Origin of the sequence: Mycolicibacter algericus DSM 45454 (assembly GCF_002086455.1) — a bacterium.
GTDB classification, from domain to species: Bacteria; Actinomycetota; Actinomycetes; order Mycobacteriales; family Mycobacteriaceae; genus Mycobacterium; species Mycobacterium algericum.
Genome location: NZ_MVHC01000038.1, coordinates 1 through 25,663 on the forward strand (window position 1 = coordinate 1; position 25,663 = coordinate 25,663).

Genomic DNA, 25,663 nt, shown 5'->3' on the forward strand with positions numbered 1-25,663 from the left:
CCGGTCGAATACCGTTGTGCTAGAGTATAACTCGTAGTCAAATCATCTCTGACTTACACAGAATTCGTGACAGGCTCCGAAGGCCACATACACCCACCCCGGCCATGTTGATACATAGGTAAAGTCCGCTACCCACAACATATTTGGCGCCTGTGGACTGAACCGGCGCCCGACCAGGTCATCAGGGCGAGCCGCTTGCGGATCAGCCACCGTGGTGCGTTTGACCTTCCCGCGCTGCGCCCCACACAGGCCCAGTTCGCCCATCAACCGTTCCACCGTGCAGCGGGCCACCTCGATGCCCTCACGGTGGCATTGCAGCCAGACCTTGCGCGCCCCGTAGACCGCATAGTTCTCCCGGTGCACACGGGCGATCTCGACCTTGAGTTCCTCATCGCGCGCCTGCCGCTTGGAGGGCTGGCGCCGCCGGGCACACACGTCGTAGTAGGTGGACGGCGCGATCTTGGCACCGTGCTCGGTGAGCACGCGGCAGATCGGCTCGACGCCGTACTCCTGTTTGTGGGTGTCGATGTAGTCGATGATCACCGATTGCAGCGGTCGAGCTCCGCCGCGAAGAAAGTCGATGCAGATTTCAAAATGTCGTTGGCCCGCTTGAGCTCTCGGTTCTCAGCCCGCAGCTTGCGGAGCTCTTCGGCCATCTCGCTGGTTACCCCGGGACGGGTTCCCGAATCGATCTGATCGCGCCGCACCCAGCTCAACAGCGTCTGTGGGGTGCCGATACCCAGCTTGGCCGCTACCGACACGATCGCCGCCCACTCGGACGCATACTCGCCGCGTACCTCAGCGACCATCCGCACCGCACGCGCACGCAGCTCGGCCGGGTACTTCCTCGAACCTGACATGACTCCATCCTTCACAAGAGATGAAGTCTCCGGACTCACCGGGGCGATTCAGTTCGCCCTTGACCCTGCGTTACAGCCCGGAGGGTACGGCCTTCCCGTTGACCGTCACCTCGACCTGGCCGGTCTTCGTGTCGTAGGCGATCTTTCCGTGCTCGAACGTCGACACCAGCTGATCGCCCACGGCGGTCTGGTCACTCGTTGGGATGCCTAGCGGCCCCGCCGAACCGTTGTTCCCGGGAACTGCAGGCACGCCATCCTGGTCGCGTTCGACATTCCAGGCGTCCCGGATCTTGCCCTCGGTGATGTATGCCGGCGTGCCCGCTTCGCCGTTCTTGGCGACGATCGCGCCGCCTTGGAATTGCTGAAACACCACGCCGCTCTCTCGTGTGCCTGCGTTGTGGTCGCCAGTCAGCGGCTTGCCGAGAGACTCCTTCTGACTCTCAGTTGCCGACGAGTACTTAGCAGCGATCGGCCCTGTCAGGGTTACCTCGACGCCTCGCTCCCCGATGAGCTTCACATCGGCAGGTGGCGCCGGGACTCCAGCCGTGGTGGTGGCGATCAGCAAGACCTGAGGTGGCGCCGATGCGTCGGAAGTTTCTCGATGGCTGCACCCCACCGCGGTCACTGTGACGGCGATCAGGCCGATGGCTGCGGCGTGGCGGTGTGTGATCGTCCTCATGGACTTCCTCTCGCGCTTTGCTGTTCACCAAATCAGGCTGATCTCCTCGCCCGAACAGGACTATAGCCAAACCAGTAGCGTGGCGCAGGCGTGCCGCCTTTTCCGCGGCATCCCAGCGATCCTCGGCCCGGCGCGAATGGATGAAGTGTAGACATAACGCGATCATGACCAGGCTTCGAATTTCTGCGTCCGAACTCGATTCTGCAGCAGCACATTTAAGTGTCGTAATGATTCCCGTCACTGCGGGGTCGGCTTGGGCCTTGCTGGGATATCTGTGGGGTTGGCGAAGCCGCCAGCGACACGGTGTCGGTGTAGAACCGCATGCGTTCGCGCAGAGCCTGCGGGGCGATTCCGAAGTCGGTGGCCACGTACCGGTGTTGGCCCTTTCCGTGGCGGGGTTGGGCACTGTGGTGCTCAGCGATCATCGCCGTGGAGTCCCCGGCGTCCAGGTCGGCGGCGGCGTAGACCCGCCGCAGGGTCGCGTCCGGATCGGAGACCAGGTCGCGGTAGTGGATGTCCAGCCATTTAACGGTCTGTGCCGCTGAGGATTTGCGAGCTGTGACCGCGCGCCGCAGCCACAGCTCGGTCTGCTCGGTCTGGAACCGGCCGACATCGTGACCGTCGACATGATCGCTGTAGGTGGATCGGTAGGTGGCGAACAGGCTGGCCCCGGAGACCACCGTCTCGACGATGTCACGGTGCAACCAGATCACGCAGGCACCGGGATAGGTCGCGATCAGATGTTCGAGCTCAGCGGTGTGTGCCGGCGCCTTGAGGACCCATCGCCGTCCGTCGTCGGCATCGAGGATCTGCAAGATGCGCCGGTGTTGAAAGTATTCCGCGGCGAACGACTCGCCTGCCAGCCAGCGGGCATACCCGTCCAGCCGGGTGGTGGCGGTGAAGCCCCAGTTACGCAACGTGGTGCCCATCGCCAGGACGCATTCCTCGGCCAGGTCCGGGCCGGAATCGTGGACGGCCGCCATGGTCGGGTTCAGGATGTGCAGCATCTGATGGCCGGATGCGCCGGCAGCCAACCGTTCTGCTCGCTGCTGGGGCTTCAGATCGCCGGCCATCAGCCAGGGCGCGCCGAGTTCCGCGGGCAGCGGTACCCGCAGTCGGGAGTCGCGACCCAGCAGCCGGAACAAGAAGGTGGTCCCGGTACGCCAGCCGCCGGTGATGATGATCGGTGCGGTCAGCGGCCGCTGCTCCAGGTCGGGATGCTCGCGCAGGTACGTGTCGATCGCCGCTCGGGCACGCAGCCGTCCCACCGCGGTGCTGTGCGCATTCTTGGCACCCAGGGCGTTGAGCCGGCCGTCCTCGGCCGCCGACCCCAGATAGTGCTCCAGGCCGGGCTTCCAGTCCGCCACCTCGCCGAACATGGCATCGCCACGTCCACGCGAGGCCCGGTCGATCACCGGGTCTATGGCGTCGACACCGAGCCGATACCTCTCGGGCCGCACGCCCCGGTCCTCTTCGGCCGACCGGTAGATCTGCTGTGCCGCGGCAGTCCGCTGCGGCGCATGCCACCGGGTCATCCTTGCGCCCGGATGTCACTGCGCCGCACACGCGTGACCGTGGGAAGCTGCGGTGTGCGGACAGGCTGCAAGAACCGGATCACCACGATGCCCTCCGGTCGGCCCTCGGTGTCGATCCAGTCGGCGTCACTCGCTCCGGGGTCCTCGGCAGCCAGCACGAACCGATACCGGTTGCCGACGACGGTGGCGGTGGCTCCGGTGTAAGAGACGCGGCGATGACGGTGGTCGAGGGAATTGAGAAATCGGCTGTAGGCCAGAATGTTCCAGTAGCGGCAGTCCACCGTCTCCCCCTCGATCAACAGTGCCTCGTCTGGTGCCAGTTGCCACCCCCCGCGCAGGTAATGAATGCCGGGCTCGGTGTACACCGCCCCGCCGGTCATCTCCTCCCAGTGCCGCATCTGGTTGGGTTGGGCAAGGTCTGCCGCGGTGGCGGCGGCCCAGATCTGCGGCAGATAGGTTGTCGCCGTTGCGAATTTGGTCAGCTGGCGGGAGAACCTCTCCGGGTCGATCGGCGCCGGTATCGGAGGCTGGGCGGCCGGGTCGATGGCACACCATCCGATGGCGTCCTGGTGGACGTCATTGTGGAAGTGCCGGACCCACACCACGGTCACGCCCGCGGGGAGATCCAGCCAGTCTCCCGTCGTCGGCCGCTGACCGCCGAGACTGACCTGGTAGCCGCCGGATTCGTCAAAAGTTAAGGCGTCACTGTCTATCCGCGTGGTGGCCCGGGCATCGGTACCGCCGGCACCGGCATAGACCGTGATCGAAACATAGGCGGCATCGCCACGGTTCCCACGAATCCGGTATCTCCCACCGGCGCGGATGTCGGCGACCCAGTAGCGAAAATCCGGGTTGTCCATCAAGAACTTCTGCCGCCACCCGTTGAACGGGACCAACTCGGGTCTGTCCCGGTCGACCTCGAAGCGGCCCAACTGATTCGCGAACGACCGCAGCAGCGCCCGGAGTCCGTCGGCGCGCTCTACCCGAGACAGCCCCGCGGTATCGGTGACCACCCGCTCCCCCGCAACACGCATGGCGTCGACCAGGCGGCGCCAGGCGTCGGCCTCGGGGCCTGGCGGCTCTGCAAGTCCGGAATTCGCTGTCGCACTCATACGTGATTCACTCGCGGATCGTGCCGGCATTGGGTGAAGGGTCTTCAATGCGGATGCCCGCCTCAGCAGCACACACCGCGGACCCCTTCCTGGCAGCGGGCTTCATCGCCCTGAACCGTGAAACACTATCGTGCGGTGTGTCCGCAGGAGCCCGATCACTGCGGCTGACGTGTCAGCACCAGTACCGCCTCGTTGTACGGGAACAGCAGGTATAGCGGCCGCGAAAGCGGTTTGACGGTGTGAGCGGCTTGGCTCTTGCTGAGCAGGCGCGGCTTGGCGACCTGGTGGGTGCGGCCGTGCTTCCGGATGGCGGCCGAGCCATGGACGAGAACGTTGCGGACCCAGTGCGTCGTAGGCCCGTAGCCGATGAGCAGGGCGTAGCCGTCGGCGGTATCGAAAACGAGCAACGGTGTACGGTAACGGTTTCCGGTTCGGTGTCCGGTATGTTCCAGTATTCCCAAGGCGGGCAGGCGTCCTACGACCCGCAGCGCCGCCCGGTTGGTGAAGCGGCTATTGAATCGAGCAACCGAGCGCCCAACGCGCATTGTCGCCTCCTTGTTCGGCGGGTCAGCGTGCGCCAAGCGGTACCGCTGCCGCGGGGATGGCCTTGTCGATGAGGACGGCGGCGATGGCGGCTGCGGTGGCGAAGCTCTCGGAGTTGAGGACGCGGTTGCGTGCCGAGGCGCCGTCGAGCAGCAGAGCCAGTTGTTCGCCGAGCTGGTCGGGGTCGGTGGCGCCGGCCTCGCGTGCGGTCGCGCTGAGCCGCGCGGCAAAGGCTTTCTTGTAGTCGCGGGCGTGCAGGCGGGCCGGGTGGTCCGGATCGTTGATCTCGACGGCCGCGGCGATGAACGGGCACAGCGGGCCGTGGATGTCGAAGGCGGCAAGCAGCCGTTCGCGCGGGCTGAGGTCGCTGCGGTCGAACACCTCGGGCAGCACGTCAGGATCGAATCGGCGTAGGTGCTCAGCGATCAGCTCATCCTTGCCGCTGAAGTGCTGGTAGAAGGTCCGTTTGGACACCTGGGCCACCGCGCAGAGCTGATCCATGCCGGTGCTGTTGATGCCTTGATCGCGGAACAGCTGTTGGGAAGCGCGCAGGATGCGTTCTCGTGCACCCCTGCCGCGGCGCAGCCCCTGCGGCCCCTTCTCCACCTCCGTCATCGGCCCAGCATAGCCCAGTTGGGTACCGATCGGTGTGCATAGCTTGTCATCGCTGCCATCTTCCGATACGGTACATACACCGATCGGTATACATAGTCTCAATGAAGTGAGCGGAGCGGATCATGGGAAAGCTCGATGGCAAGGTCGCGGTGATCACCGGCGGGACGAGCGGTATGGCGCTGGCCGGTGCCAAGTTGTTCGTTGACGAAGGGGCGCAGGTCTTCATCTCGGGCCGGCGCAAGGATGCGCTGGACGAGGCCGTCGAACTGATCGGCCGGAACGTGACCGGCGTGCCGGGCGATTCAGCCGACCTCGACGATCTGGACCGGTTGTTCGACACAGTCAAACGGGAAAAAGGCGCGATCGATGTGTTGTGGGCCAGTGCCGGGACGGGCGAGCAGGCCACACTCGGCGAGATCACCGAGGAGCAGTTCGATGCCACTTTCGGGCTAAACGCGCGCGGCACGCTGTTCACCGTTCAGAAGGCGCTCCCGCTGTTCAACGATGGCGGCTCGATCTTCATGACCGGGTCGAACGCATCGCTGCGGGGCTACCCCAACTGGAGCGTCTACGCAGCGAGCAAGGCCGCGCTATCTGCCTACGCACGGGTGTGGGTGTCGGAGTTGCGGGACCGCAGGATCCGGGTGAACGTGCTGATCCCCGGGCAGGTCTCCTCGCCGATGCTGGCGAAGGTGATGGACGAGGAAATGAAGGCGCAGTTCGAGTCGGTGATCCCGCGCCGCGAGATGGGCAAACCCGAGGAGATCGCTTCGGCCGCATTGTTCCTCGCCTCCGATGACTCGAGCTACGTCAACGGCATGGAGTTGGTGGTCGACGGCGGCACCACGGTCATCTGACACGGAGAGACAAGGACACAAGGAGTAGCCATGACCACATTCGCCCCGCACCGCGAGACGGTAGAGGCCTTTGTCGACTGCATGAACGGCGGTGCAGACAAAGACGCCCTTTCCGGCATTCTTGCCGAGGACGTGGTCCTGTACAGCCCACTCGACGACGAACCGGTCACCGGCCGTGAGGCGGTGCTGGAAGCCATCCGGACCGTCAGCGTGATGGCGGCCGACCTCCGCTATGGGGAGGTTCTCACCGGCGAGACGCACCACGCCGCGCACTTCCGATTGGAGATCAACGACACCGGGGTCAATGGAATGGACAACATCCGCCTCGACGCGGACGGCCAGATCGCCGAGGTGACGATCTGGTGGCGCCCGCTGCCGACCGGCGTCGAGATGCAGGGACATCTTGCCGGTCTGCTCGGCATGAAGCCCTGGGAACTCCTCACCCACACGGGGTAACGGCCAAGCCCACCCCGACCTCACCCACCCAGACCGTCGGCCTGCACCCGAACGAGACCACAACCGGAAGAGAGCACATCATGAACAGCATCAGCATCATCGGCTCGGGCAACATGGCCAGCGCCATCGGCACTCTCGCCGTCAAGGGCGGCAACGCCGTCGAAATCATCGGTCGCGATGCGGCCAAGGCCGCAGCCCTGGCCGGGACGCTCGGCAACGGCGCGACGGCCGGAACGGGGGGCGCCACCCCAACCGGCGACATCGTCATCCTCGCAGTGCTTTTCGACAGCGCCGTACCGATCGCCAGCCAGTTCGGGGACGCGCTGGCCGAAAGACCATCGTCGACATCACCAACCCCTTCAACCCCAGCGCGACCGGACTGGCTGTCCCCGACGACACCTCCGTCGCGACAATGATCGCCGAGGCCGCCCCGGTCAGCGCCCACGTCGTCAAGGCGTTCAACACACTCTTTCGCGACGTACTGGCCGCCGGTGGTCCGCTGGATGTGTTCATCGCCGGCGATGACGCTCAGGCCAAAGCGCGCGTGTCTACGTTCATCAGGAGCCTCGGCATGCGCCCGCAGGACACCGGCGATCTGGGCATGGCGCACTGGCTGGAGGGCGCCGGCCTGCTGTCAGTAGGCCTGGCCGGCAACGGCGTGGGGAACTTGAACTTCTCTCTCGGCGTGAACCTCGGCTGAGACGCCGGTGCGGGCCAAGCCGGAGGAGGTTTCGCTATGTCAGAAGTCAGCTCAGGCCGACAATTGTGCGCCTGGAGAGGATTCACGCGATGAAGCTCGGTTCCGTCATTCCCATTGTCGAGCCTGCCGTTACCAGCGCTGTTGGCCTGAGCGCATTCTGCCGAGGTGCACATGCGGGCCATCTATCCGGGCAAAGAGCAGCCGTACCCGCCGCAGATGACCCGCTACCTCGATCCGGTGCTGCTGTGGACGGTCGCCGCCACGGCGACCAACCGAGTGCGACTGAACGCCAGCACGCTTAGCACGTTCTACTACGAGCCAACGCATTTGGCCCGGCAGCTGACAACGCTCGACGTGCTCAGCGACGGCCGCCTCGACATCCGTGTGGGAGTCGGCTGGATGAAGGACGAACATGACACCGCCCGGGGCGCCGACTGGCGCCGCTACTCGACTTCGCCGGCCACGCAATCACCACGTGGGGCAATCGTCGGACGGTCTGACGGGCTTGGTGGTCACTCCCCGGTCGTGCGTAACTCCCAGGGCTGCATACCGATTGCATCCGCCAGGTTTCGTTGCAGCGCAACGCCATCTGGCAGGGTGCGGTAGAAGATGCTCACCTCGGCGATCTAGCCGTCCGCGTCGGGCAGGACGAAGAATATGCCGTTGACCGCCGCATCTCCGACTTGCAGCCGGAAGTGTGCGGCGTGGTGGGTCTCGCCGCTGAGCACCTCCAGGTAACTGTCGTCGGATGCGAGTCCGTTCACGGTCTTTATGGTCTCCACCGCGACCTCGCGGCCGGTGACCGGCTCACCGCCGAACGGGCTGTAGATCACCACCTCCTCGGCGAGCAGATTGGCGAGGGTGTCTTTGTCGGCGCCGCCATGAATGCAGTCGACGAAGTACTCCAAGGTTTCGCGGTGCGGGGCGAACGTGGTCATGAACCCTCCTGGAACTAGGTGTGGTCGGGCGCGCGGCTAGGCCGTCAACCGGCCGGGGAAGTAGTTCCCGTTGTCCAGATCGGCGAGCAGGCTGGGTTGAGTGGGTTCCCAGCCGAGGGTTCGGCGCGTAATGAGGTTGGAGGCCGGAAGGTTCAGTGTGACCAGATTCGTGAACATGCCGAAGTATCCCGGCAGCATCAGTTCATCCACCGGAATGCTCACGACGGGCAGGCCCAGACGGCCGCCGATGGCCTCAGCAATCTCCCGGAACGGGATACCCCCGTCTTCCACCGCGTGCCAGTAGCTGCCGACCGGGCCCTTTTCCAGCGCCAAGCGGAACAGGCTGGCGTCGTCGCGGATATGCACTGCGCCCCAGAGGTTCTCGCCGTCGCCGGGGTAGCCGACGATGCCCTTCTCTTTCGCAAGCGCGATCACCCCCGGCAGGAAGCCGGCACGATCGGTCGTGCTGTGCGCGACTGTGGGCAATCGCACGATCGAAGACCGCACTCCCCGCTCGGCGAGGCCGATTACGGCGAGTTCCACAGCATTGCGGAAACGCAGGGTGCCCCCGTACTCGTTCCCACTGGGCCGGGCCGGGTCCGCCTCGGTGACCGGACGCCCCAGGTTCCCGGGCGAGGCCATGCTGCCCGCCGCGACCAGTGGCTTCCCGGTTCCCGCGAGTGCCTCGCCGTAAGCGAGCATGACCGGTACTTCCGCGGCGGTCACGGCGTCGATCCCGCCGGACGGAAGCAGGTCTTGGCGGTGCGCGACGTGGATCACCCCGTCGGAGCTCGCGGCCGCCTCCTTGAGCCCGTCGAGATCTTCAAGGCTGCCGCGGTGCACTTTCGCGCCGAGCGCGGTCAGGGCCGCGGCTGCCGTGTCCGACCGGGCCAGGCCGGTGACCTCGTGCCCGGCGGCGACGAGTTCGGGGATGATGTACGAACCGGAGTGGCCGGTCCCGCCGGCGACGAAAATGCGCATGTGACTGTCCTTTTCAATGGAGGTGCAAGGGGTGGTTGTTCTCGGGTTGTCGCTCAGCTGAGAACGTTGGCGCCGACGAAGAAGTCGGTGTGCTTGATGGAGTGGTTGAGAAGCCTTAGCTCCAGCAGGCCGACATTCTCAAGTGCCCGCGCCATCGACAGCGGCCCGGCGTCCAGCGGACGCAGCCCCAGGCTCTCGATGAAGTCCGACACGCGCGCCTTGGCCGACGCGTCGTCGCCGGCGATGAACACGTCTGCCGGGCGGCCCTGGGCCGGGCTGTCCGCCACAACGTTGGCGAACAAGGTGTTGAATCCCTTGACGACATGCGCGCCGGCGGGGGCGGCCTCGGCGATCTCCTGCGCGCCGGAACTGCCTTCGGGGGTGACAAAACCCGTCAAATCGGGGGTGACGGGGTTGGTGATGTCAACGACGACCTTGCCGCGCAAAGCATCCCCGTACTCGCTGACCACCGCTGCTGCGCTGGCGTACGGCACGGCCAGGATGACGATATCGCCGGCCGGAGCGGTCCCGGCCGTCCCGGCGGTGGCGCCGAGCGCGGCGGCCAATTCCTTGGTTTGGACCGGGTCGCGGCCGATGATCTCGACTTCGTTGCCGCCGGCGAGCGCCCGACCGGCCAGCGCGCCGGCCATGTTGCCCAGGCCGATGATGCTGATGCTGTTCATGAGATATCCCGTCTTGGTCGACGAATCAAAAGGTTGACCCCTCAACCTTAATCCCGATTTGGATGATGCGTCAACCAATTTGGGGTAGCATCTGTGGATGGAACCGAACTGGCTGAACCCTCGTGAAAGCCGCGCCTGGCGAGCCTTCATAGACGCCAACCAACAGATCGAAGCCCACTTGGGCCGGCGCTTGCTGGAGGCCGGCCTGTCCGGGGCCGACTACTCGGTCCTGGCGGCGCTCTCGGCTCTCGACGGAGACCGCATGTCCGCCCGCCAGTTGAGCCAGACACTGGGCTGGGAGAAGAGCCGCCTCTCCCATCAGGTGCGGCGCATGCAGAAAGACGGGCTGATCGGCCGCGAGCCCAACCCCAACGACGCCCGCAGCACCATGGTCTGTCTGCTGCCGGCCGGCCGCGCCGCGATCGAGAAGGCCGCACCCGGACACGTCCAGGACGTCCGCCGGAACTTCGTCGACCTGTTCACCCCGGCTGAGATGGACACGCTCGCCACCCTCAACGAACGAATCCTGCACCACCTGGCCACACACCGCGACTCCGCCATCGACGCGGAGCCTTGATGACTCCTGCCGATGGCGGCCGGCACTTCGGCGCGAGCCGGCGAACCCGGTTCGCAGCCGACGTGCCGGATCGGCTTTCCCCCATTGGACGTTTGCTCGCCGAACTTGTCGGACACTCCTGCAATGCTGATGTCATGTCCTCGACCGCACCTGCCGGCAGCGCCAAGTTGGGTCCGTGCCAGCGCATTGATGTGCTGTTCGATGAGTTGGCGGAGTTGGCCGGGCAACGCAATGCCATCGACGGGCGCATTGTGGAGATCGTCGCCGAGATCGAACGTGACCAACTGTGGGGGGCCACTGGGGCGCGCTCGATCCCGGCACTGGTGGCCTGGAAGACCGGAGTGTCCCCGAGTAACGCGCACACCATCAGCACCGTGGCGCACCGGCTCGACGAGTTTCCACGCTGCGCACAGGGGATGCGGGAAGGCCGGGTGTCGCTGGACCAGATCGGGGTGATCGCCCAGCGCGGCGGCGACGGCTCCGATGAGCACTACGCGGAGCTGGCCGGGATGGCCACCGTCAGCCAGCTGCGCACCGCGGTCAAACTCGAACCACGCCCGCAACCCGACCCCCGGCCAGAACCGGCACGCTCGATCACCAAGACCAGCGACGAACACGGCAGCTGCTGGCGCATCAAACTCGACCACCACGACGCGGCGAAATTCGACGCCGCCCTGCAGTCGCATCTGGATGCGCTGATTACCGCGTGGAAACACGACCATGACAATGATGACCGCGCATCAGGGCAGCAGCTGCCGTTGCCGACTACCGCCGATGCGTTCATGCGCCTGATCGAAACCGGCTGGGACAGCGAAGCCGCCCGCCGACCCCACGGCCAACACACCACCGTGGTGGTGCACCTCGACGTCGAACACAAGGCCGCCGCACTGCACCTGGGCCCAGTGCTCTCCGAGGCTGAGCGCCGCTACCTGCTCTGCGACGCCACCTTTGAGGCCTGGTTCGAGCGCAACTGCGAACCCATCGGCGCCGGGCGCACCACCCGCGGAATCAGCCGCCGGTTGCGCCGCGCCCTCGAGCATCGCGACCGGACCTGTGTGGTTCCCGGCTGCGGCGCCACCCGCGGGCTGCACGCCCACCACATCGTGCACTGGGAAAACGGCGGGGAAACCGAACTGAGCAACCTGGTGCTGGTGTGCCCGTATCACCACCGCCAGCATCATCGAGGCATCATCACCATCGCCGGTCCACCCGAGCACCTGGTGGTGACCGATAGCGGCGGTACGGAACTCCATTCAGGGTCGCTGGCGCGCCCGCCCAGCGGCCCGCCGCCCGAGGTTGCGCCCTACCCGGGGCCGACCGGTGAGCGTGCCGATTGGTGGTGGTACCAGCCGTACCAACCGCAGGCGCCACCGACGGTCAACTGACGCCCGCCGGCTACGAGCCGGTCGGTCCCTGGGCCCCGCAGCAGCCGAACAACGGCGCTGATCCGACTGCCAGGCGCGACATCAGTTGCACAGATACTGCCTGTTGAGCACACAGTTCACTGGTGGCGAATACGTCCCGGTCAGCACGCCCCGGAAACCACCGGTGGCCGAACCACCCGGCGCGATGATGCGATTCCAATTGGCGGGACCGAGAACATGGTGCGTACCCGATCTCGCAAAGGTGCTGCTCCAACTGTGCGAGATGGACTGTCCCGCCGGCATGTCGAATTCGAGCCGCCAATCGGTGAGCGGCGCCGCGCTCCTGTTCGTGACGACGAAGCGCGCGATGAAGCCGGTCTGCCACGTCGATGTCACCGACAGCGTCGCGCTGGCCGCAGCCGCATGAGCCACGGCGGTGGTGGCCAGTCCCAGGATGACAACCATCAATGCCGCCACGCCGACGTGAAGCGCAGTACGTAAGCGCTTCGCGCACCTGTCCAGCCGGCCCATAGCAGCAGACCGTAGATCCGGACAGCTGATTTCGGTCCTAGGGCACGGCAGAAGCTGCCATACGTTGCCTCAACCGACATCGTCGTGAAATCTTCACCTCGACATTCAAGAACTGGTCTGACCACTTGACCTCTGGCCACGAATCGGGAAAGTTGGCAGTATGGCTCTGCGGCAGGTGACTCGACGCTCGGTACCCGAACACGTCTTCGAGCAGATCATGTCCGAGGTGCTCAGCGGCGAGATGGCACCCGGCGAGGTGCTGCCGAACGAGCGCCGGCTCGCCGAAGTGCTCGGCGTGTCCCGACCGGCGGTTCGGGAGGCACTCACTCGGCTCAACGCTGCCGGCCTGATCGAAGTCCGGCACGGCGACGCCACCACCGTGCGGGACTATCGCCGTCACGCGGGCCTGGACCTGCTGCCCCGCCTGCTGGTACGCGGTGAGGAGTTGGACCTCGAGGTCGTGCGCAGCATCTTGGAGGCCCGGCTGCACAACGGGCCCAAAGTCGCCGAGCTGGCGGCCCAGCGCAGCGGCCCGCAGGCGGCCGCGGTGCTCGACGGCGCCGTGGACGCCCTTGTCGCCGAAGCGGACCCGGTGCAGCGTCAGCGCGCGGCACTGACGTTCTGGGACCACGTCGTCGATGCCGCCGACTCCATCGTCTTCCGGCTGATGTTCAACACGCTGCGTGTCACCTACGAACCGGCCCTGGAAGCCCTTGCGACCGTGATGGCCGTCGAGGTCAGCCATCCGCAGCCGTACCAGCGGGTGGCACAGGCGATCGCCGCCAGCGACCCGGCGGGCGCCCGCCGCACCGCCGTCGAACTGCTCGCACCGGCCACCGACGCCCTGCTCACCGCCCTGTCCGGCTTGGACCAACAGCAATGACCACCCGTGCGCGAAGCCGCCTCACGCTGTCCGATGCGGGCCGGGAGTTTTGGCGCCATCCCTCCCCCTGGTGCCTGGCGCTGACGTTCATCGCGGCGCTGACCGCCCGGATCGCCGTCGGCGACTGGCAACTCACCGATGCTGTGCTGCCGGCGCTCATGATCGTCGCTTTTCCAGTGTTCGAGTGGGTCATCCATGTCGGCATCCTGCATTGGCGGCCCCGCTCGGCCGGCCGCTTCACCCTGGATCCGTTGCTGGCGCGCAAACACCGCGAGCATCACCGTGACCCGCGGCAGGTCGAGCTGATCTTCATACCCCGACAGACCCTGCTCTGGTTGATCCCGACTGCCGTCGCGGTGCCGTTGCTCGTCTCCAACCGGCTCGGCCTGGGACTAACATCGGTGGTCGTGTTGACCGGCCTCGGGTTGGTCTACGAGTGGACCCATTACCTCATCCACACCGACTACAAGCCGAAAACCAGTGCCTACCGGTCGATTTGGCGCAATCACCGCCAGCACCACTTCAAGAACGAGAACTACTGGTTCACGATCACCACCACCGGCACCGCCGATCGGCTGCTCGGTACACACCCGGATCAGTCGACGGTACCGACATCCCCGACCGCCAGGAATCTGCACGGCGCGACCCGCTGATCCGCGAGTCACACCGCACAACCCACGAAACCGGGCACCGCGGGAACGCTACGGTTGCCTCACATCGAAATCGCCCCGGCCGCGAAGGAGCACCGACATGCTGAAGTACGAGGTCCACGGCACCGGTGCGCCGCTGGTGCTCGTCCACGGGATCACCCACCGCAGGCAGGCGTGGTATCCGGTGCTTGAGCACCTCACCGACCACCGCACCGTGGTGCTCTTCGACCTTCCCGGGCACGGCGAGTCCCACGACCTGGTGGTCCGCGACGGCGATGTGCAAGGAACCTTGCGTACCGAGCTGGTCGCGATGCTGGACCAGTTGGGTCTGGAGCGCCCGCACATCGCCGGAAATTCGCTCGGCGGACGGATCGCGCTGGAGGCCGCCGCAGATGATCTGGTAGCCAGCGCGACCGTGCTGTCCCCCGCCGCGTACTGGCACAACGCCCTCGATTTCGCCTACATCCGGTTCGTCTTCTGGTGTCTGACCACTAGCGCCCGCGCACTGGCGCCCGTGGTCCCGACGCTCGCGCGGTCGGCGTGGGCCAGGCGGATGATGGGCGTGGTGGTGTCGGCCCACCCCGACCGGATCCCGGCCGACGAGTTCGTGGCCGACCTCAACGGCATGCGGCGGGCCGTCCCCGCGATGAAGAAGATCTTCCCGGCCGCCGAAGTGTTCCACCGCGAGATCCCGGCCGACATCCCGGTGACCGTCGCCTGGGCCGCGCGTGACCGGATCCTGCTGCCCTATCAGGCACGGATCGCCGAGCGACGACTCCCCCAAGCCCGCCACATCCGACTGTCGGGGTGCGGCCATGTGCCGATGGCCGACAACCCCGAACTCGTCGCACGCGTACTACTCGAGGGCAGCGCCCCCGACCGGCGGGCCGAGGCCTCGTAGCACGTGCGGTGAATTGGGGCCTCGCTTGGCGGCTTCACAGCGCACCGCGAGTGCTTGAATGAGCTGTGGCCAACCGCATTCAGGCGCTGCTCGGGGTCGACTGCGCCACGGCCTCGATCTGCCCGCGGGCCCCCAGCTGGGTCGCCAGGCTGGGCGAGGCACGACCTCGGGTTGGACCGTGACCTCGCCGGTTCCGCGGCGCGGTTCCGCAAACTCACCGGCTCAGTTGTTCGCGGCGCTCGGAGTGATCGCCGTACCGGCCTTCGGCTGGTTCGGTCAGCATTGGTCCGGCGCAACGACGCTGGTGGTGTACTGGTTCGAGAACGTCGCGATGTGCCTGTTGATGATGGCGCGCATCGCCGTGCACCAACGCCTCTCACCAAAATCCGGTCATTTCCGCTATCGCGGCCCGGGAACCGGCGGCCCGGCGACCTCTTCCTTCTTGTCGGGCTTCACTCTGGTCAGTCTGGCTTTCTGTGCTGCCCACGGGGTCTTCCTCGGGGCAATTCTCGCGCTGCTGACTCACAACCGGGCGCCGCAGCTTCAGCTGATCGACCTCGACTGGCGCAGCGTCGGATGGGGATGTCTGTCCGTATTGCTGTTTCTGGCGGTGGGTTTCCTGCTGGATCTGGTCCAACTGCGCCGCTGGTCCTTCCGCGACCTCGAACGCGCCGCCGACGTCGGACTGGGCCGAGTGATGGTCGTGCAGCTGACGTTGCTGCTCGGCTTCGCCGGGATCGCCGCCACGGACGCGCCGGGCACGCTGTTCGGGATTTTCGTCATCCTCAAGACGCTGGCCGCGCTCAGCGCCGTGGTTCCCCAATGGGAGCCGGACCGCCCGCCGCGCTGGCTGAGCAACCTGATGAACCGAATGCCCAATGTGCATCCGGGAGAACGCTTCGAGGACTTCTGGGCGCAGGATCAAGACCGCGAGCGGGATCGGCAGCGACGCAACGAGCAGCCCTGGCGGACGGCCCCGTAGCGCTAACCGCCGGAGATCCGGCGCGCGATCTGGCCGTACCGCTCAAAGCGTTCGGGATCGCCGAGAGCGTTGTACAAGACCAGCCGAGTCGCCACTGCGCCATATTTGTCGAGCAGCTTGTCGGCCAATTCATCCCAGGTCGACTCGGTCGCAACGGTAGCCAAGTGCTCATCGGTGATCTGTGCCGCCATGCCCGCGAAGTCGCCCGCCTTCTGCTTTTCGCGGAGTCGGGCGGTGGTGCCTTCGAAGCCGGCCTCATCCCAGATGAACGCATAGTTCGGGGTGCTGCCGTAGAAGCTCATGCTGGCGCGCACCAACTCTCGTTCCCGGTGTCGCTCTTCATCGCTGTCGCCGACGATCGTCATCGCGGGCACGATGATGGCGATGTCCGACGGTGCGCGGCCCGCCTTCCGGGCGCCTTCGGCCACCATGGGCACCACGTGACGTGTGAGGTAGCCGGGTTCGCCGAGCGGATGGACGTGCACACCGTCGGCCACTTCGCCTGCCATCCGCAGCATCCACGGATTCACCGCCGCGACATCGACTTTGGGGTCGGGCGCCTCGATGGGTCCGGGACTCCACTGCGGAGTGATGAAATCGAGGTCGTAGAACTCTCCGTGATGGTTCAACGTCCCCGTCCGGAACGCGTCGAAACACGCCTTCACGGCGAGCACGTAGTCACGCAGCCGAGGGCCGGGGCGGTCGAACGCCGCACCGTAGCGCCGCACGACGTGGGTACGAACCTGGGTTCCCAGACCCAGTCGAAACTTCCCGGCGGTCGCCTCCTGCAACTCCCAGGCCGTCGCCGCCGTGACGAACGGGCTACGCGGAAAGGCAACCGCAACTCCGGTCGAAAGCTCCAGTCCGGGAGCGGCCTGAGATGCCGTGGCGGCGTTGAGATATGCGGTACGACCGGCTTCGGTGAACAGCAGGCCCGAGAAGCCCGCGGCCTGGGTGCGCCGGGCCAATGCGCCGACCTTTCCCAAGGGCTGCGGAACGGTCATCACGTCAGTCTGCACGGTGCGATCTTACGTGCTGGGCCTGCCGGAAGACGGTCTCAGCCCGAGCGTCTAACCGGCGACGGCGACCACCACGGCCGCGGCCAGGAACACGATCTCCTCGGCGGTGCGCACCGACAGTCGCGTCGTCATCGACTTGGGCGGAGCCGGCATCCGGGCTGCGTAGATGTTGGCCGGGAACATCGCCAGCATCAACAGCACGAGACCGACGGCCGCCACGCCGCGGGTGGCGGGCATCAGCAGACCGACCGCCCCGGCGAGTTCCAGCACACCCGTCACGCTGACCAGCAAGCCCGGAGCGGGCAGCGCCGGCGGAACGATCGCGATCAGATCGCGTCGCAGCGGCGGTGCGAAATGCGCCGCCCCGGTGACCACGAACATCGCGGCCAGGCCGACGGCGATCGCGCGGACCCAGCCGTCGACGTAGTCGATACCGCACCAGCCGGCGATCCGGGCGACGACGCTGCCGACCAGCAGTGCGATCAGTGGCACCACGGCCATCCTCCAATCTAGACGTTGCCAAGTTACCGCCGCCGAGATTACGAGTCGTATCTAGTCGCTGTCAAGACTCGGGGTATGCTGCTCGTCATGGCTCGCTCGACGTACCACCACGGCGATCTACGCGCGGCGATCCTGTCCGAGGCCGCCCGCATGGTGGCCGAACAGGGTGCGGACCGGATGTCGCTGCGGGAGCTGGCGCGCGCCGCCGGGGTGTCACATGCGGCCCCGGCGCATCACTTCACCGACCGGCGCGGCCTGTTCACCGCATTGGCCGCCGAAGGTTTTCGGCTGCTGGCCGAGGCACTCACCGCGGCTCGGCCACGGTTCATCGACGCCGCCCTGGCCTACGTACGGTTCGCCCTCGCCCATCCGGGCCACTACCAGGTGATGTTCGACAAGTCGCTGCTTGACGCCGCAGATCCTGGCCTGGGTGCGGCAGAGGCGGCGGCCGCCGCGGAGTTGTCCCGCGGCGTGGCCGGGCTGGCCGACCCGCACGCCCGTGACGACCCGACCGGCGCCGAGCTGGCGGCCTGGTCGCTGGTGCACGGCTTCGTCACGTTGTGGCTCAACGACGCCGTCGACGCGGCGGTGAAGGCCACAGATCCCATGCGCACCGTCGAACGCATCGCCCGCATGCTGTTCGACGGCTAGTTTCATTGTCGCTGCCGGGTGCCCGAAGGCGTATCCCCGCCCATCGGTGCGCAATCCGGTCCAGACTGTAGGTCGTGACGATCACCGCCGACATCGCGGCCGAACGGGCAGCACTTGCGGCGTCGTTGCTCGCCGCCGGCGCCTCGGCGCCGACCGGTTGCGGTGACTGGACCGCGCTGGATCTCGCATCGCATTTGGTGGCCGAGGAGCGCCCCGGCGGCCTGACCACGTTCATCGCACGGTCGCTGGCGGTGCGCGGCGTGGCGGTGGCGGGCCCGCCGACCTTGGTCGACAACGCCATTCGCCTTGAGCGCCGACAAGGTTTCGCAGCCCTGGTCAACCGATTGCGGCTCCCGGTGCCACGATTGCTGCTGCGGCCGCGGGTGGCGCCGCTGGCATTGTTCGAGTACTGGACCCACCACGACGACCTCACCCGCGCCACCGGGAGCGCCCATGCGGTGCCGGCGACCCTGAGCACGGTCGTCCCGTTACTGCTGCACCATCAACGCAACAAGCTGCCGGCCGCTGTGCGGGTCACCGTCGCCACTGCCGACAACACCATTCGGTGCTCCGCCGGGCCTCTGTCGGCTGCTGAGGTCACCGTCTGCGGGAGCACCGAGAACCTGGTGCGCTGGCTCGCCGGACGCCGACCGCCGACCGGCATCACCATGACCGGCGCCGGACCCCCGGTGCAGATGCTTCGGGCGTTCCGGGCTCAGGTCTGACATCACCGGTCTCCGCCCCGCGGCGTTGTCGCGCTACCACTGGTCAAGCGCATTTCACCCGGGCGCCAAGACGGCGGCTGACGGCTGCGAAAGAATCCTCCGATCAGCGTTTGGGGCGCCTTTCGCGAGGGAAACCTGCGCGGCAGCGCGCCTCGGTTCTCAATAGGCAATCCCGCCGAGCTGAGACCGCTGACCGTTGTGCAGCGGGTACGAGTGGGTTCAGCGTTGCGCCCACGATTCGGTGCGTGGCGGCCTGGCCGCGGCTAACCACCTAGCGGGAGAAAGCTGATGACCGACACCGAACTCAAGCCGGACGTTGCGCACGTCCAATCGCACTACGACCGGTCCAACGAGTTCTTTCGGCTGTGGCTGGATCCGACGATGACCTACAGCTGCGCCTACTTCGAGCGCGACGACATGACGCTGGAACAGGCACAGCTGGCGAAAGTGGACCTGGCGCTGGGAAAGCTGGGACTGCAGCCCGGGATGACACTGCTCGACATCGGCTCGGGATGGGGGTCCACGATGCGGCGCGCCATCGAGAAGTACGACGTCAACGTGATCGGGCTGACACTGAGCGAAAACCAGGTGGCCCATTGCGAACGCAAGTTCGCCGAGATGGACAGCCCGCGATCCAGGCAGGTGCGGTTGCAAGGTTGGGAGCAGTTCGACGAACCGGTGGACCGCATCGTGTCACTGGGCGCCTTCGAGCATTTCGCTGACGGCGTGGGCACCTACGAGCGCTACGACGACTTCTTCAAGATGTGTTATCAGGTCCTGCCCGACGACGGGGTCATGCTGCTGCATTCGATCGTGGTGCCTTCCGAAGCGGAAGCCGAGCAGATGGGGCTCAAGCGCACGATGTCGCTGATGCGCTTCATCAGCTTCATCCGCAAGGAGATCTATCCGGGCGGCCGGCTGCCGATGATATCCGTGGTCGACGAACACGCCAGCCGATGTGGCTTCGAGATCACCCGACACCACATGATCGGCTCGAATTACGTTCGCACGCTGGACACTTGGGCCAGGGCCTTAGAGGCCCACCGGGATGAAGCGATCGAGCTCAACGGTGAGCAGATGTACGACACCTTCCTGAAATACCTGACCGGCTGCCGGGAGCTTTTCCGCGACGGCTACACCGACGTCTGCCAATTCACGATGGAGAAGCCGACCAGGTAAGGACACACCGGAGGTGACGACGATGACCGATCTGAAGCCGTTCTACGAAGAATCCCAGGCGGCTTACGACATCTCGGACGAGTTCTTCTCGCTGTTCTTGGACCCCAGCATGGCCTATACCTGTGCGTACTTCGAGCGCGGGGACATGACCCTGGAAGAGGCCCAGAACGCCAAATACGATCTGGCATTGCGCAAATTGAACCTGGAGCCCGGCATGACCGTACTCGACATCGGCTGCGGCTGGGGCGCGGGGCTGGTCCGAGCCGTGACCATGTTCGACGTCAACGTCATCGGCATCACGCTCAGCCGCAACCACTGCGCCTACAGCGCCGCCACCTTGGCGAGGTTGCCGACCGACCGTCACGTCGAGGCTCGTCTACAGGGCTGGGAGGAGTTCGACGAACACGTCGACCGTATCTTCACCGTGGAGGCGTTCGACGCGTTCAAGAAGTCTCGCTACGCCGCATTCTTCGAGCGCGCCTACGATCTGTTGCCGCGCGACGGCCGGCTGTTGCTGCACAGCATCTTCACCCATCCACAGACCTACTGGCGCGAGCACGGCATCCGAATCACCATGGATGATCTGCGGTTCGTCCGGTTCCTTGGCAAGGAGATCTTTCCCGGCGGCCAGATGGCGGGCCTCGACGACATCTATGACTACTCGAAGGCCGCCGGTTTCCGCCTCGAGCACGCCGAGTTCCTGCCCGAGCACTACGTGCGGACGCTGGAGATCTGGGCGGCCAACCTGTCGGCCAACCGCGAACGAGCGATCACGCTGCAGTCCGAAGGGGTTTACCAGCGCTACATGCGTTACCTCACCGGCTGCGCGGATCTGTTCCGCCGCGGCATCAGCAACGTCGGCCAGTTCACCCTCAGCAAGTGATTCGCCGCCAGGAAACCGGATAAACGACCATGACCAGGTTCTCGACGGGCAACGGATTTCCCGATGTGGTTGTCACCGGCGTCGCCATGACGACGGCGCTCGCCGCCACCGTGGACGACACCTGGAAGAAGTTGCTGGACGGTCAGAGCGGCATCCGCCACCTCGACGACCCGTTCGTCGAGCAGTACAACCTGCCGGTGCGCATCGGCGGACACCTACTCGAAGAGTTCGACCACGAGCTGACCCGCAAGGAACTGCACCGGTTGTCGTATCTGCAGAAGATGTCCACCGTGTTGGGCCGACGGGTCTGGGCCAACGCCGGATCCCCCGAGGTCGACACCCGCCGCCTGATGGTGTCGATCGGTACCGGCCTGGGCTCCCCGGAAGAACTGGTCTGGGGCTATCAGGGCATGGTCGAGCGCGGCATGAAAGGCGTGTCGCCGTTGGGAGTTCAGAAGTACATGCCCAACGCGGCGGCCGCCGCGGTCGGCCTGGAACGCGGCGCCAAGGCCGGGGTGCTGACGCCGGTCTCCGCGTGCGCCTCCGGCGCCGAGGCCATCGCCCAGGCCTGGCGTGACATCGTCTACGACGAAGCCGACATCGCCATCTGCGGCGGCGTGGAGACCAAGATCGAGGCGGTACCGATCGCCGGCTTCGCCGCAATGCGCATCGTGTTGTCGACGACCAACGACGACCCGGCCGGCGCCTGCCGCCCGTTCGACCGGGACCGCAACGGGTTCGTGTTCGGTGAAGGCGCCGCGATGCTGGTCATCGAAACCGAACAGCACGCCAAAGCGCGCGGCGCCACCATCCTGGCCCGGCTGATGGGCGCGGCGATCACCTCCGACGGTTACCACATCGTGGCGCCCGACCCGTCCGGGGAACGGGCCGGCTACGCCATGACCCGGGCCATCGAACTCGCCGGGCTGGCACCGTCTGACATCGACCACATCAACGCCCACGCGACCGGCACCCGCATCGGTGATCTGGCCGAGGCGCAGGCCATCCACAACGCGATGGGCAGCCACCAACCAGCCGTCTACGCACCGAAATCCGCGCTGGGCCATTCGGTCGGCGCGGTCGGCGCCGTCGAGGCGATCCTGACCGTTCTGGCGCTACGCGACGGGGCGATCCCGCCCACGCTCAACCTGCACCACCTCGACCCGGAAATCGATCTGGACGTGGTTGCCGGCCAGCCGCGGCTGGGCGACTACCACTACGCCATCAGCAATTCGTTCGGGTTCGGCGGTCACAACGTGGCCCTGGCCTTCGGAACCTACTAGTACCAGAAAGCAGCTGCCTTATGCCCAAAGATCTCGAACCGCATTTCGACGACGTACAGGCCCACTACGACTTGTCCGATGAGTTCTTCCGGCTGTTCCTCGATCCCAGCCAGACCTACAGCTGCGCCTACTTCGAACGCGACGACATGACGCTCGAGCAGGCCCAGCTCGCCAAGATCGATCTGTCGCTGGGCAAACTGGGCCTGCAACCGGGGATGACGCTGCTCGACATCGGCTGCGGTTGGGGCGCGACCATGCGGCGCGCCATCGAGAAATATGACGTCAACGTGATCGGCCTGACCCTGAGCAAGAACCAGGCCGTCCACGCCCAGGCGTCACTCGACGCGATGGACACCTCCCGTAGCCGCCAGGTCCTGCTGGAGGGCTGGGAGTGCTTTGACGAACCGGTCGACCGGATCGTCTCCATCGGCGCATTCGAGCACTTCGGTCATGACCGCTACGACGACTTCTTCGCCATGGCCTACAAGATTCTGCCGCCGCAGGGTGTCATGCTGCTGCACACCATCTCCGGCCTGACGATTCCGCAGATGAGGGAGCTCGGTCTGCCGTTGACGTTCGCGATGGCCCGCTTCATCAAGTTCATCGCCACCGAGATCTTCCCGGGCGGGCGGTTGCCCACCGTCGAGATGGTCGAAGACCACTCCGCGGCCGCCGGCTTCGCGTTGACGCGCCGCCAATCCCTGCAACAGCACTACGTCCGAACCCTCCAATGCTGGTCGGGTTCGTTGGAAGCCCACCGCGAGGAGGCCATCGCGGTCCAGTCCCAGGAGGTCTACGACCGCTACATGCATTACCTGACCGGCTGCGCTAACGGATTCCGCGACGGCTACATCGATGTCAACCAGTTCACTCTGCAGAAATAGGACCGATATGACCGACGCATCCACCGGCGCCGACCAAATGCGGCCTCATTTCGAGGACGTCCAGGCCCACTACGACCTTTCCGACGACTTCTTCGGCCTGTTCCAGGACCCCACCCGTACCTACAGCTGCGCCTATTTCGAAGATCCGGGTTTCACGCTGGAGGAGGCACAGTTGGCCAAAGTCGACCTCAACCTCGACAAACTGAACCTGTTGCCCGGCATGACGTTGCTCGACATCGGTTGCGGCTGGGGCACCACGATGAAGCGCGCCCTGGAGAAATACGACGTCAACGTCATCGGTCTGACGCTGTCGAAGAACCAGCGTGCCTACGCGCAGCAGCTGATCGACGGCGCGGACTCCGGTCGCGACCGTCAGGTCCTGCTGCACGGCTGGGAGGAATTCACCACGCCGGTCGACCGCATCGTCTCCATCGAGGCATTCGAGCACTTCGGGCATGACCGCTACAACGAGTTCTTCGCCCGGTGTTACGACATCCTGCCCGACGACGGCCGAATGGCGATCCAGAGCAGCGTCAGTTACCACCCCTACGACCTCAACGCCCGCGGCAAGAAGCTCACCTTCGAAACCGCGCGCTTCATCAAGTTCATGGTCACCGAGATCTTCCCCGGCGGTCGGCTGCCCACCACCGAGATGATGGTTCAGCACGGCGAGAAGGCCGGATTCGTGGTCCCGGAAGCCCTCTCCCTGCGGCCGCACTACATCAAGACTTTGCAGATCTGGGGTGACGCACTCGAAGCCCACAAGGACGAGGCCGTCGCGATCCAATCCGAGCAGGTCTACCAGCGCTACATGAAGTACCTGCGCGGATGCCAGCATTACTTCACCGACGAGATGCTCGATGTCAGCCTGGTCAGCTACCTCAAACCTGAGGCCGAATCGATCACGACGCGGTGAACCAAGCCCCGCCCCGGGTGGTGATCAGGGGGGTGGGGCCGATCAGCCCAGTGCTGCGATGGCCGCGTCGTAGTCGGGCTCGCTGGCGATCTCCGGTACCAGCTCGGTGTAGGCAACCTTGCCGTCCGCGTCAATGACCACCACGGCACGCGCAAGCAGGCCAGCCATCGGACCGTCGGCGATGGTCACCCCGTAGTCACCGCCGAAGCCCGAGCGGAAGGCCGAGGCCGTCGTCACGTTCTCGATGCCCTCCGCACCGCAGAAGCGCTTCTGCGCGAACGGCAGATCGTTCGACACGCACACCACGGTAAGACCGCTGGCGGCGGCGCGCTCGTTGAACGTCCGCACGCTCGTCGCACACACCGGGGTGTCGATGGACGGGAAGATGTTCAGCAATAGCGGCTTGCCGCCGAACTGAGCACTCTCGACCGCACCGAGGTCCGTTCCGGTCAGCGAGAACGCGGGCGCCGCATCCCCAACCGCGGGTAGTTCTCCGGCCGTCGTCACTGGATTTCCACGCAAAGTTATCTGTGCCACGCCAGTAGTCTGCCAGTTGCCGCCCACCCTGCGGAAGGCAGCTGCCGGACACTCTCGGATTGCCGATTCGGGCACTGTCCAAAACCGTTGTCCGCCAGCTATTTTAACGACCATTGCCAGTCGCAAGCCCATCCGGTACCGTGCGCTCATGGCCGATCGAAACCGTCGCTTCCTGCTCCGCGAGCGCCCCACCGGCCGCATCGGCCCGGACACCTTCGAATTCAGCGAACAGGCGGTGCCGGCGATCGGCGACGGCGAGGCGTTGGTGCGCGTCGAATGGATCTCGCTGGACCCCACCAACCGCATGTGGATCAACGACACGCCGTCGTACCTACCGCCGGTCGCCATCGGCGAGGTCATGCGCGCGGCCGGACTCGGTGAAGTCGTCGCGTCGAACAACCCGAATTATCCGGTCGGCCAGGTCGTGCAAGGTCTGACCGGTTGGCAGGACTATGTGGTCGTCTCGGACGCCATGCCGCTGTTCCCCGTCGACGTCGCGCAAGGTGTCTCACCGAGCACGTACCTCGGTGCACTCGGGATGACCGGCCTCACCGCGTGGATCGGAATCCGCGACATCGGCAAACCCAAGCCCGGCGAGACCGTCGTCGTCTCGGCCGCGGCAGGCGCGGTCGGTTCGGTCGCCGGTCAGCTCGCCAAGGCCGACGGCGCGCGTGTCGTCGGGATCGCCGGCGGCCCGGAGAAGTGCGCGCTGCTGACCGACCAGCTCGGTTTCGACGCGGCCGTGGACTACCGCGCCGACGACTGGGGCGCCCGGCTTGCCGCCGAGACCCCCGACGGCATCGACGTGGACTTCGAGAACGTCGGCGGCGACATCATGGATGCGATCTTTGCGCGCGTCAACGTCGGCGCCCGGATTGCACTCTGCGGGCTGATCTCCGGTTACAACGCGACCGACCCGCCGCCCGGGCCGCGCGCGTTCGGAAACCTGCTCATCCAGCGGGCAACCCTGCAGGGCTTTATCGTGCTCGACCACTTCCTGCGCGCACCGGAGGCCAACAGCGAGATCGCCGAGCTGATCGCCGCCGGAAAGCTCACTCCGCTCGAGACCGTCGTCGAGGGCTTCGAGCAGCTACCGACGGCCATCAATATGCTGTTCGACGGCAAGAACGTCGGCAAGCTCGTGGTGAAGACCGCCGGCTAGTGTCCTGAGTCATTAATTCGTACGCTCTTGTTAGCATGGGTGATGCCATCGCCGCATGCCGCCAAGATCGTCCTGA

Annotated in this window: 32 protein-coding genes, 1 pseudogene and 1 other annotated feature; of the genes and pseudogenes, 20 read left to right on the forward strand and 13 right to left on the reverse strand. The window is 65.9% G+C overall.

Annotated features, from left to right (window positions below; genetic code table 11):
* Nucleotides 1–78: 78 nt before the first annotated feature.
* A pseudogene (locus tag BST10_RS23975) lies at nucleotides 79–860 on the reverse strand (IS3 family transposase); the annotation flags it as partial.
* Nucleotides 451–579 (reverse strand) — a sequence feature (AL1L pseudoknot). It overlaps the preceding pseudogene by 129 nt.
* Nucleotides 861–930: 70 nt before the next feature.
* Nucleotides 931–1,539 (reverse strand): LGFP repeat-containing protein, encoded by a 609-nt coding sequence (locus tag BST10_RS20180; RefSeq protein WP_083040249.1) that lies wholly within the window; start codon nucleotides 1,537–1,539, stop codon nucleotides 931–933.
* Between BST10_RS20180 and BST10_RS23435 the strand changes: the two genes are divergently transcribed.
* Nucleotides 1,538–1,690 carry a hypothetical protein gene (locus BST10_RS23435; RefSeq protein WP_163762327.1) on the forward strand — a complete coding sequence of 51 codons (153 nt, stop codon included), beginning with the start codon at nucleotides 1,538–1,540 and terminating at the stop codon, nucleotides 1,688–1,690. The genes BST10_RS20180 and BST10_RS23435 overlap by 2 nt on opposite strands.
* A gap of 64 nt (nucleotides 1,691–1,754) precedes the next feature.
* Here the strand turns inward: BST10_RS23435 and BST10_RS20185 are convergent, their stop codons facing one another.
* The 4 genes from BST10_RS20185 to BST10_RS20200 all read right to left on the reverse strand — a co-directional run bounded on the left by BST10_RS20185 (nucleotide 1,755) and on the right by BST10_RS20200 (nucleotide 5,344).
* Nucleotides 1,755–3,074: a sulfotransferase family protein gene (locus tag BST10_RS20185; protein WP_083040250.1), complete on the reverse strand. Its 1,320-nt coding sequence runs from the start codon at nucleotides 3,072–3,074 to the stop codon at nucleotides 1,755–1,757.
* The gene (locus BST10_RS20190; protein WP_083040253.1) at nucleotides 3,071–4,108 is read right to left on the reverse strand and encodes a DUF1214 domain-containing protein; all 1,038 of its coding nucleotides are present in this window, start codon (nucleotides 4,106–4,108) and stop codon (nucleotides 3,071–3,073) included. The genes BST10_RS20185 and BST10_RS20190 overlap by 4 nt, the downstream gene beginning before the upstream one ends.
* A 233-nt stretch (nucleotides 4,109–4,341) precedes the next feature.
* A complete protein-coding gene (locus tag BST10_RS20195) occupies nucleotides 4,342–4,731 on the reverse strand; it encodes a nitroreductase family deazaflavin-dependent oxidoreductase (protein ID WP_083040256.1) in 390 nt (129 codons plus the stop codon).
* Nucleotides 4,732–4,753: 22 nt separating this feature from the next.
* Nucleotides 4,754–5,344, reverse strand: a complete 591-nt coding sequence (locus BST10_RS20200) for a TetR/AcrR family transcriptional regulator (RefSeq protein ID WP_083040259.1) — start codon at nucleotides 5,342–5,344, stop codon at nucleotides 4,754–4,756.
* Nucleotides 5,345–5,466: 122 nt separating this feature from the next.
* On the opposite strand from BST10_RS20200, the gene BST10_RS20205 reads away from it, so the two are divergent.
* The 5 genes from BST10_RS20205 to BST10_RS23990 all read left to right on the forward strand — a co-directional run bounded on the left by BST10_RS20205 (nucleotide 5,467) and on the right by BST10_RS23990 (nucleotide 7,963).
* A complete protein-coding gene (locus BST10_RS20205; protein ID WP_083040261.1) occupies nucleotides 5,467–6,201 on the forward strand; it encodes an SDR family NAD(P)-dependent oxidoreductase in 735 nt (244 codons plus the stop codon).
* A 30-nt stretch (nucleotides 6,202–6,231) separates the two neighbouring features.
* Nucleotides 6,232–6,657, forward strand: coding sequence for a nuclear transport factor 2 family protein (locus BST10_RS20210; RefSeq protein ID WP_013828978.1), 426 nt, complete (start codon nucleotides 6,232–6,234; stop codon nucleotides 6,655–6,657).
* 80 nt (nucleotides 6,658–6,737) lie between these two features.
* A complete protein-coding gene (locus BST10_RS23980; protein WP_235673601.1) occupies nucleotides 6,738–7,073 on the forward strand; it encodes an NAD(P)-binding domain-containing protein in 336 nt (111 codons plus the stop codon).
* Nucleotides 7,070–7,357, forward strand: coding sequence for an NAD(P)-binding domain-containing protein (locus tag BST10_RS23985; RefSeq protein WP_232062442.1), 288 nt, complete (start codon nucleotides 7,070–7,072; stop codon nucleotides 7,355–7,357). Before BST10_RS23980 ends, BST10_RS23985 begins: the two co-directional genes overlap by 4 nt.
* A gap of 171 nt (nucleotides 7,358–7,528) precedes the next feature.
* Complete coding sequence (locus BST10_RS23990; RefSeq protein ID WP_235673600.1) at nucleotides 7,529–7,963, forward strand: LLM class flavin-dependent oxidoreductase; 435 nt, start codon at nucleotides 7,529–7,531, stop codon at nucleotides 7,961–7,963.
* 20 nt (nucleotides 7,964–7,983) lie between these two features.
* On the opposite strand, the gene BST10_RS20225 is transcribed toward BST10_RS23990, so the two are convergent.
* The 3 genes from BST10_RS20225 to BST10_RS20235 are packed head-to-tail and all read right to left on the reverse strand — an operon-like array spanning nucleotide 7,984 to nucleotide 9,959.
* Nucleotides 7,984–8,295, reverse strand: coding sequence for a hypothetical protein (locus BST10_RS20225; protein ID WP_235673599.1), 312 nt, complete (start codon nucleotides 8,293–8,295; stop codon nucleotides 7,984–7,986).
* A gap of 36 nt (nucleotides 8,296–8,331) precedes the next feature.
* Nucleotides 8,332–9,276 (reverse strand): SDR family oxidoreductase, encoded by a 945-nt coding sequence (locus BST10_RS20230; RefSeq protein ID WP_083040263.1) that lies wholly within the window; start codon nucleotides 9,274–9,276, stop codon nucleotides 8,332–8,334.
* 53 nt (nucleotides 9,277–9,329) lie between these two features.
* Nucleotides 9,330–9,959 carry an NADPH-dependent F420 reductase gene (locus BST10_RS20235; RefSeq protein WP_083040265.1) on the reverse strand — a complete coding sequence of 210 codons (630 nt, stop codon included), beginning with the start codon at nucleotides 9,957–9,959 and terminating at the stop codon, nucleotides 9,330–9,332.
* A gap of 97 nt (nucleotides 9,960–10,056) precedes the next feature.
* On the opposite strand from BST10_RS20235, the gene BST10_RS20240 reads away from it, so the two are divergent.
* Both BST10_RS20240 and BST10_RS20245 read left to right on the forward strand, forming a co-directional pair.
* A complete protein-coding gene (locus BST10_RS20240; protein WP_083040267.1) occupies nucleotides 10,057–10,536 on the forward strand; it encodes a MarR family winged helix-turn-helix transcriptional regulator in 480 nt (159 codons plus the stop codon).
* A gap of 134 nt (nucleotides 10,537–10,670) precedes the next feature.
* Complete coding sequence (locus BST10_RS20245; protein ID WP_083040269.1) at nucleotides 10,671–11,921, forward strand: HNH endonuclease signature motif containing protein; 1,251 nt, start codon at nucleotides 10,671–10,673, stop codon at nucleotides 11,919–11,921.
* Between the two features lie 81 nt (nucleotides 11,922–12,002).
* On the opposite strand, the gene BST10_RS20250 is transcribed toward BST10_RS20245, so the two are convergent.
* On the reverse strand, nucleotides 12,003–12,431 hold the full coding sequence (locus BST10_RS20250) for a cellulose-binding domain-containing protein (protein WP_083040271.1): 429 nt from the start codon (nucleotides 12,429–12,431) through the stop codon (nucleotides 12,003–12,005).
* Nucleotides 12,432–12,591: 160 nt separating this feature from the next.
* Here BST10_RS20250 and BST10_RS20255 point away from each other — a divergent pair, with 160 nt between their 5' ends.
* The 4 genes from BST10_RS20255 to BST10_RS20270 all read left to right on the forward strand — a co-directional run bounded on the left by BST10_RS20255 (nucleotide 12,592) and on the right by BST10_RS20270 (nucleotide 15,847).
* Complete coding sequence (locus BST10_RS20255) at nucleotides 12,592–13,314, forward strand: FadR/GntR family transcriptional regulator (RefSeq protein ID WP_083040273.1); 723 nt, start codon at nucleotides 12,592–12,594, stop codon at nucleotides 13,312–13,314.
* Nucleotides 13,311–13,967 (forward strand): sterol desaturase family protein, encoded by a 657-nt coding sequence (locus tag BST10_RS20260; RefSeq protein ID WP_083040277.1) that lies wholly within the window; start codon nucleotides 13,311–13,313, stop codon nucleotides 13,965–13,967. The genes BST10_RS20255 and BST10_RS20260 overlap by 4 nt, the downstream gene beginning before the upstream one ends.
* Before the next feature lie 97 nt (nucleotides 13,968–14,064).
* Nucleotides 14,065–14,865 carry an alpha/beta fold hydrolase gene (locus BST10_RS20265; RefSeq protein ID WP_083040279.1) on the forward strand — a complete coding sequence of 267 codons (801 nt, stop codon included), beginning with the start codon at nucleotides 14,065–14,067 and terminating at the stop codon, nucleotides 14,863–14,865.
* 226 nt (nucleotides 14,866–15,091) lie between these two features.
* Nucleotides 15,092–15,847, forward strand: a complete 756-nt coding sequence (locus tag BST10_RS20270) for a DUF6498-containing protein (protein ID WP_041319836.1) — start codon at nucleotides 15,092–15,094, stop codon at nucleotides 15,845–15,847.
* Between the two features lie 2 nt (nucleotides 15,848–15,849).
* Here BST10_RS20270 and BST10_RS20275 read toward each other — a convergent pair whose 3' ends face one another.
* Nucleotides 15,850–16,866, reverse strand: a complete 1,017-nt coding sequence (locus BST10_RS20275; protein ID WP_109559600.1) for a TIGR03617 family F420-dependent LLM class oxidoreductase — start codon at nucleotides 16,864–16,866, stop codon at nucleotides 15,850–15,852.
* Between the two features lie 51 nt (nucleotides 16,867–16,917).
* On the reverse strand, nucleotides 16,918–17,361 hold the full coding sequence (locus tag BST10_RS20280; protein ID WP_041319834.1) for a DoxX family protein: 444 nt from the start codon (nucleotides 17,359–17,361) through the stop codon (nucleotides 16,918–16,920).
* A gap of 93 nt (nucleotides 17,362–17,454) precedes the next feature.
* Between BST10_RS20280 and BST10_RS20285 the strand changes: the two genes are divergently transcribed.
* From BST10_RS20285 to BST10_RS20315, 7 genes are all read left to right on the forward strand, one after another.
* Nucleotides 17,455–18,018 (forward strand): TetR/AcrR family transcriptional regulator, encoded by a 564-nt coding sequence (locus BST10_RS20285; protein WP_041319832.1) that lies wholly within the window; start codon nucleotides 17,455–17,457, stop codon nucleotides 18,016–18,018.
* Between the two features lie 74 nt (nucleotides 18,019–18,092).
* Nucleotides 18,093–18,743 (forward strand): maleylpyruvate isomerase family mycothiol-dependent enzyme, encoded by a 651-nt coding sequence (locus BST10_RS20290; RefSeq protein WP_083040284.1) that lies wholly within the window; start codon nucleotides 18,093–18,095, stop codon nucleotides 18,741–18,743.
* Nucleotides 18,744–19,031: 288 nt separating this feature from the next.
* Nucleotides 19,032–19,922: a cyclopropane mycolic acid synthase family methyltransferase gene (locus tag BST10_RS20295; RefSeq protein ID WP_013828961.1), complete on the forward strand. Its 891-nt coding sequence runs from the start codon at nucleotides 19,032–19,034 to the stop codon at nucleotides 19,920–19,922.
* 22 nt (nucleotides 19,923–19,944) lie between these two features.
* Nucleotides 19,945–20,805 carry a cyclopropane mycolic acid synthase family methyltransferase gene (locus tag BST10_RS20300; protein ID WP_013828960.1) on the forward strand — a complete coding sequence of 287 codons (861 nt, stop codon included), beginning with the start codon at nucleotides 19,945–19,947 and terminating at the stop codon, nucleotides 20,803–20,805.
* A gap of 29 nt (nucleotides 20,806–20,834) precedes the next feature.
* The gene (kasB, locus tag BST10_RS20305; protein WP_013828959.1) at nucleotides 20,835–22,088 is read left to right on the forward strand and encodes a 3-oxoacyl-ACP synthase KasB; all 1,254 of its coding nucleotides are present in this window, start codon (nucleotides 20,835–20,837) and stop codon (nucleotides 22,086–22,088) included.
* Between the two features lie 20 nt (nucleotides 22,089–22,108).
* Nucleotides 22,109–22,972, forward strand: coding sequence for a cyclopropane mycolic acid synthase family methyltransferase (locus tag BST10_RS20310; RefSeq protein ID WP_013828958.1), 864 nt, complete (start codon nucleotides 22,109–22,111; stop codon nucleotides 22,970–22,972).
* 7 nt (nucleotides 22,973–22,979) lie between these two features.
* Nucleotides 22,980–23,888 (forward strand): cyclopropane mycolic acid synthase family methyltransferase, encoded by a 909-nt coding sequence (locus tag BST10_RS20315; RefSeq protein ID WP_013828957.1) that lies wholly within the window; start codon nucleotides 22,980–22,982, stop codon nucleotides 23,886–23,888.
* Between the two features lie 42 nt (nucleotides 23,889–23,930).
* Here BST10_RS20315 and tpx read toward each other — a convergent pair whose 3' ends face one another.
* Nucleotides 23,931–24,425, reverse strand: coding sequence for a thiol peroxidase (gene tpx, locus BST10_RS20320; RefSeq protein ID WP_041319831.1), 495 nt, complete (start codon nucleotides 24,423–24,425; stop codon nucleotides 23,931–23,933).
* 148 nt (nucleotides 24,426–24,573) lie between these two features.
* On the opposite strand from tpx, the gene BST10_RS20325 reads away from it, so the two are divergent.
* Complete coding sequence (locus tag BST10_RS20325) at nucleotides 24,574–25,587, forward strand: NADP-dependent oxidoreductase (protein ID WP_083040285.1); 1,014 nt, start codon at nucleotides 24,574–24,576, stop codon at nucleotides 25,585–25,587.
* The last annotated feature ends 76 nt before the right edge of the window (nucleotides 25,588–25,663 follow it).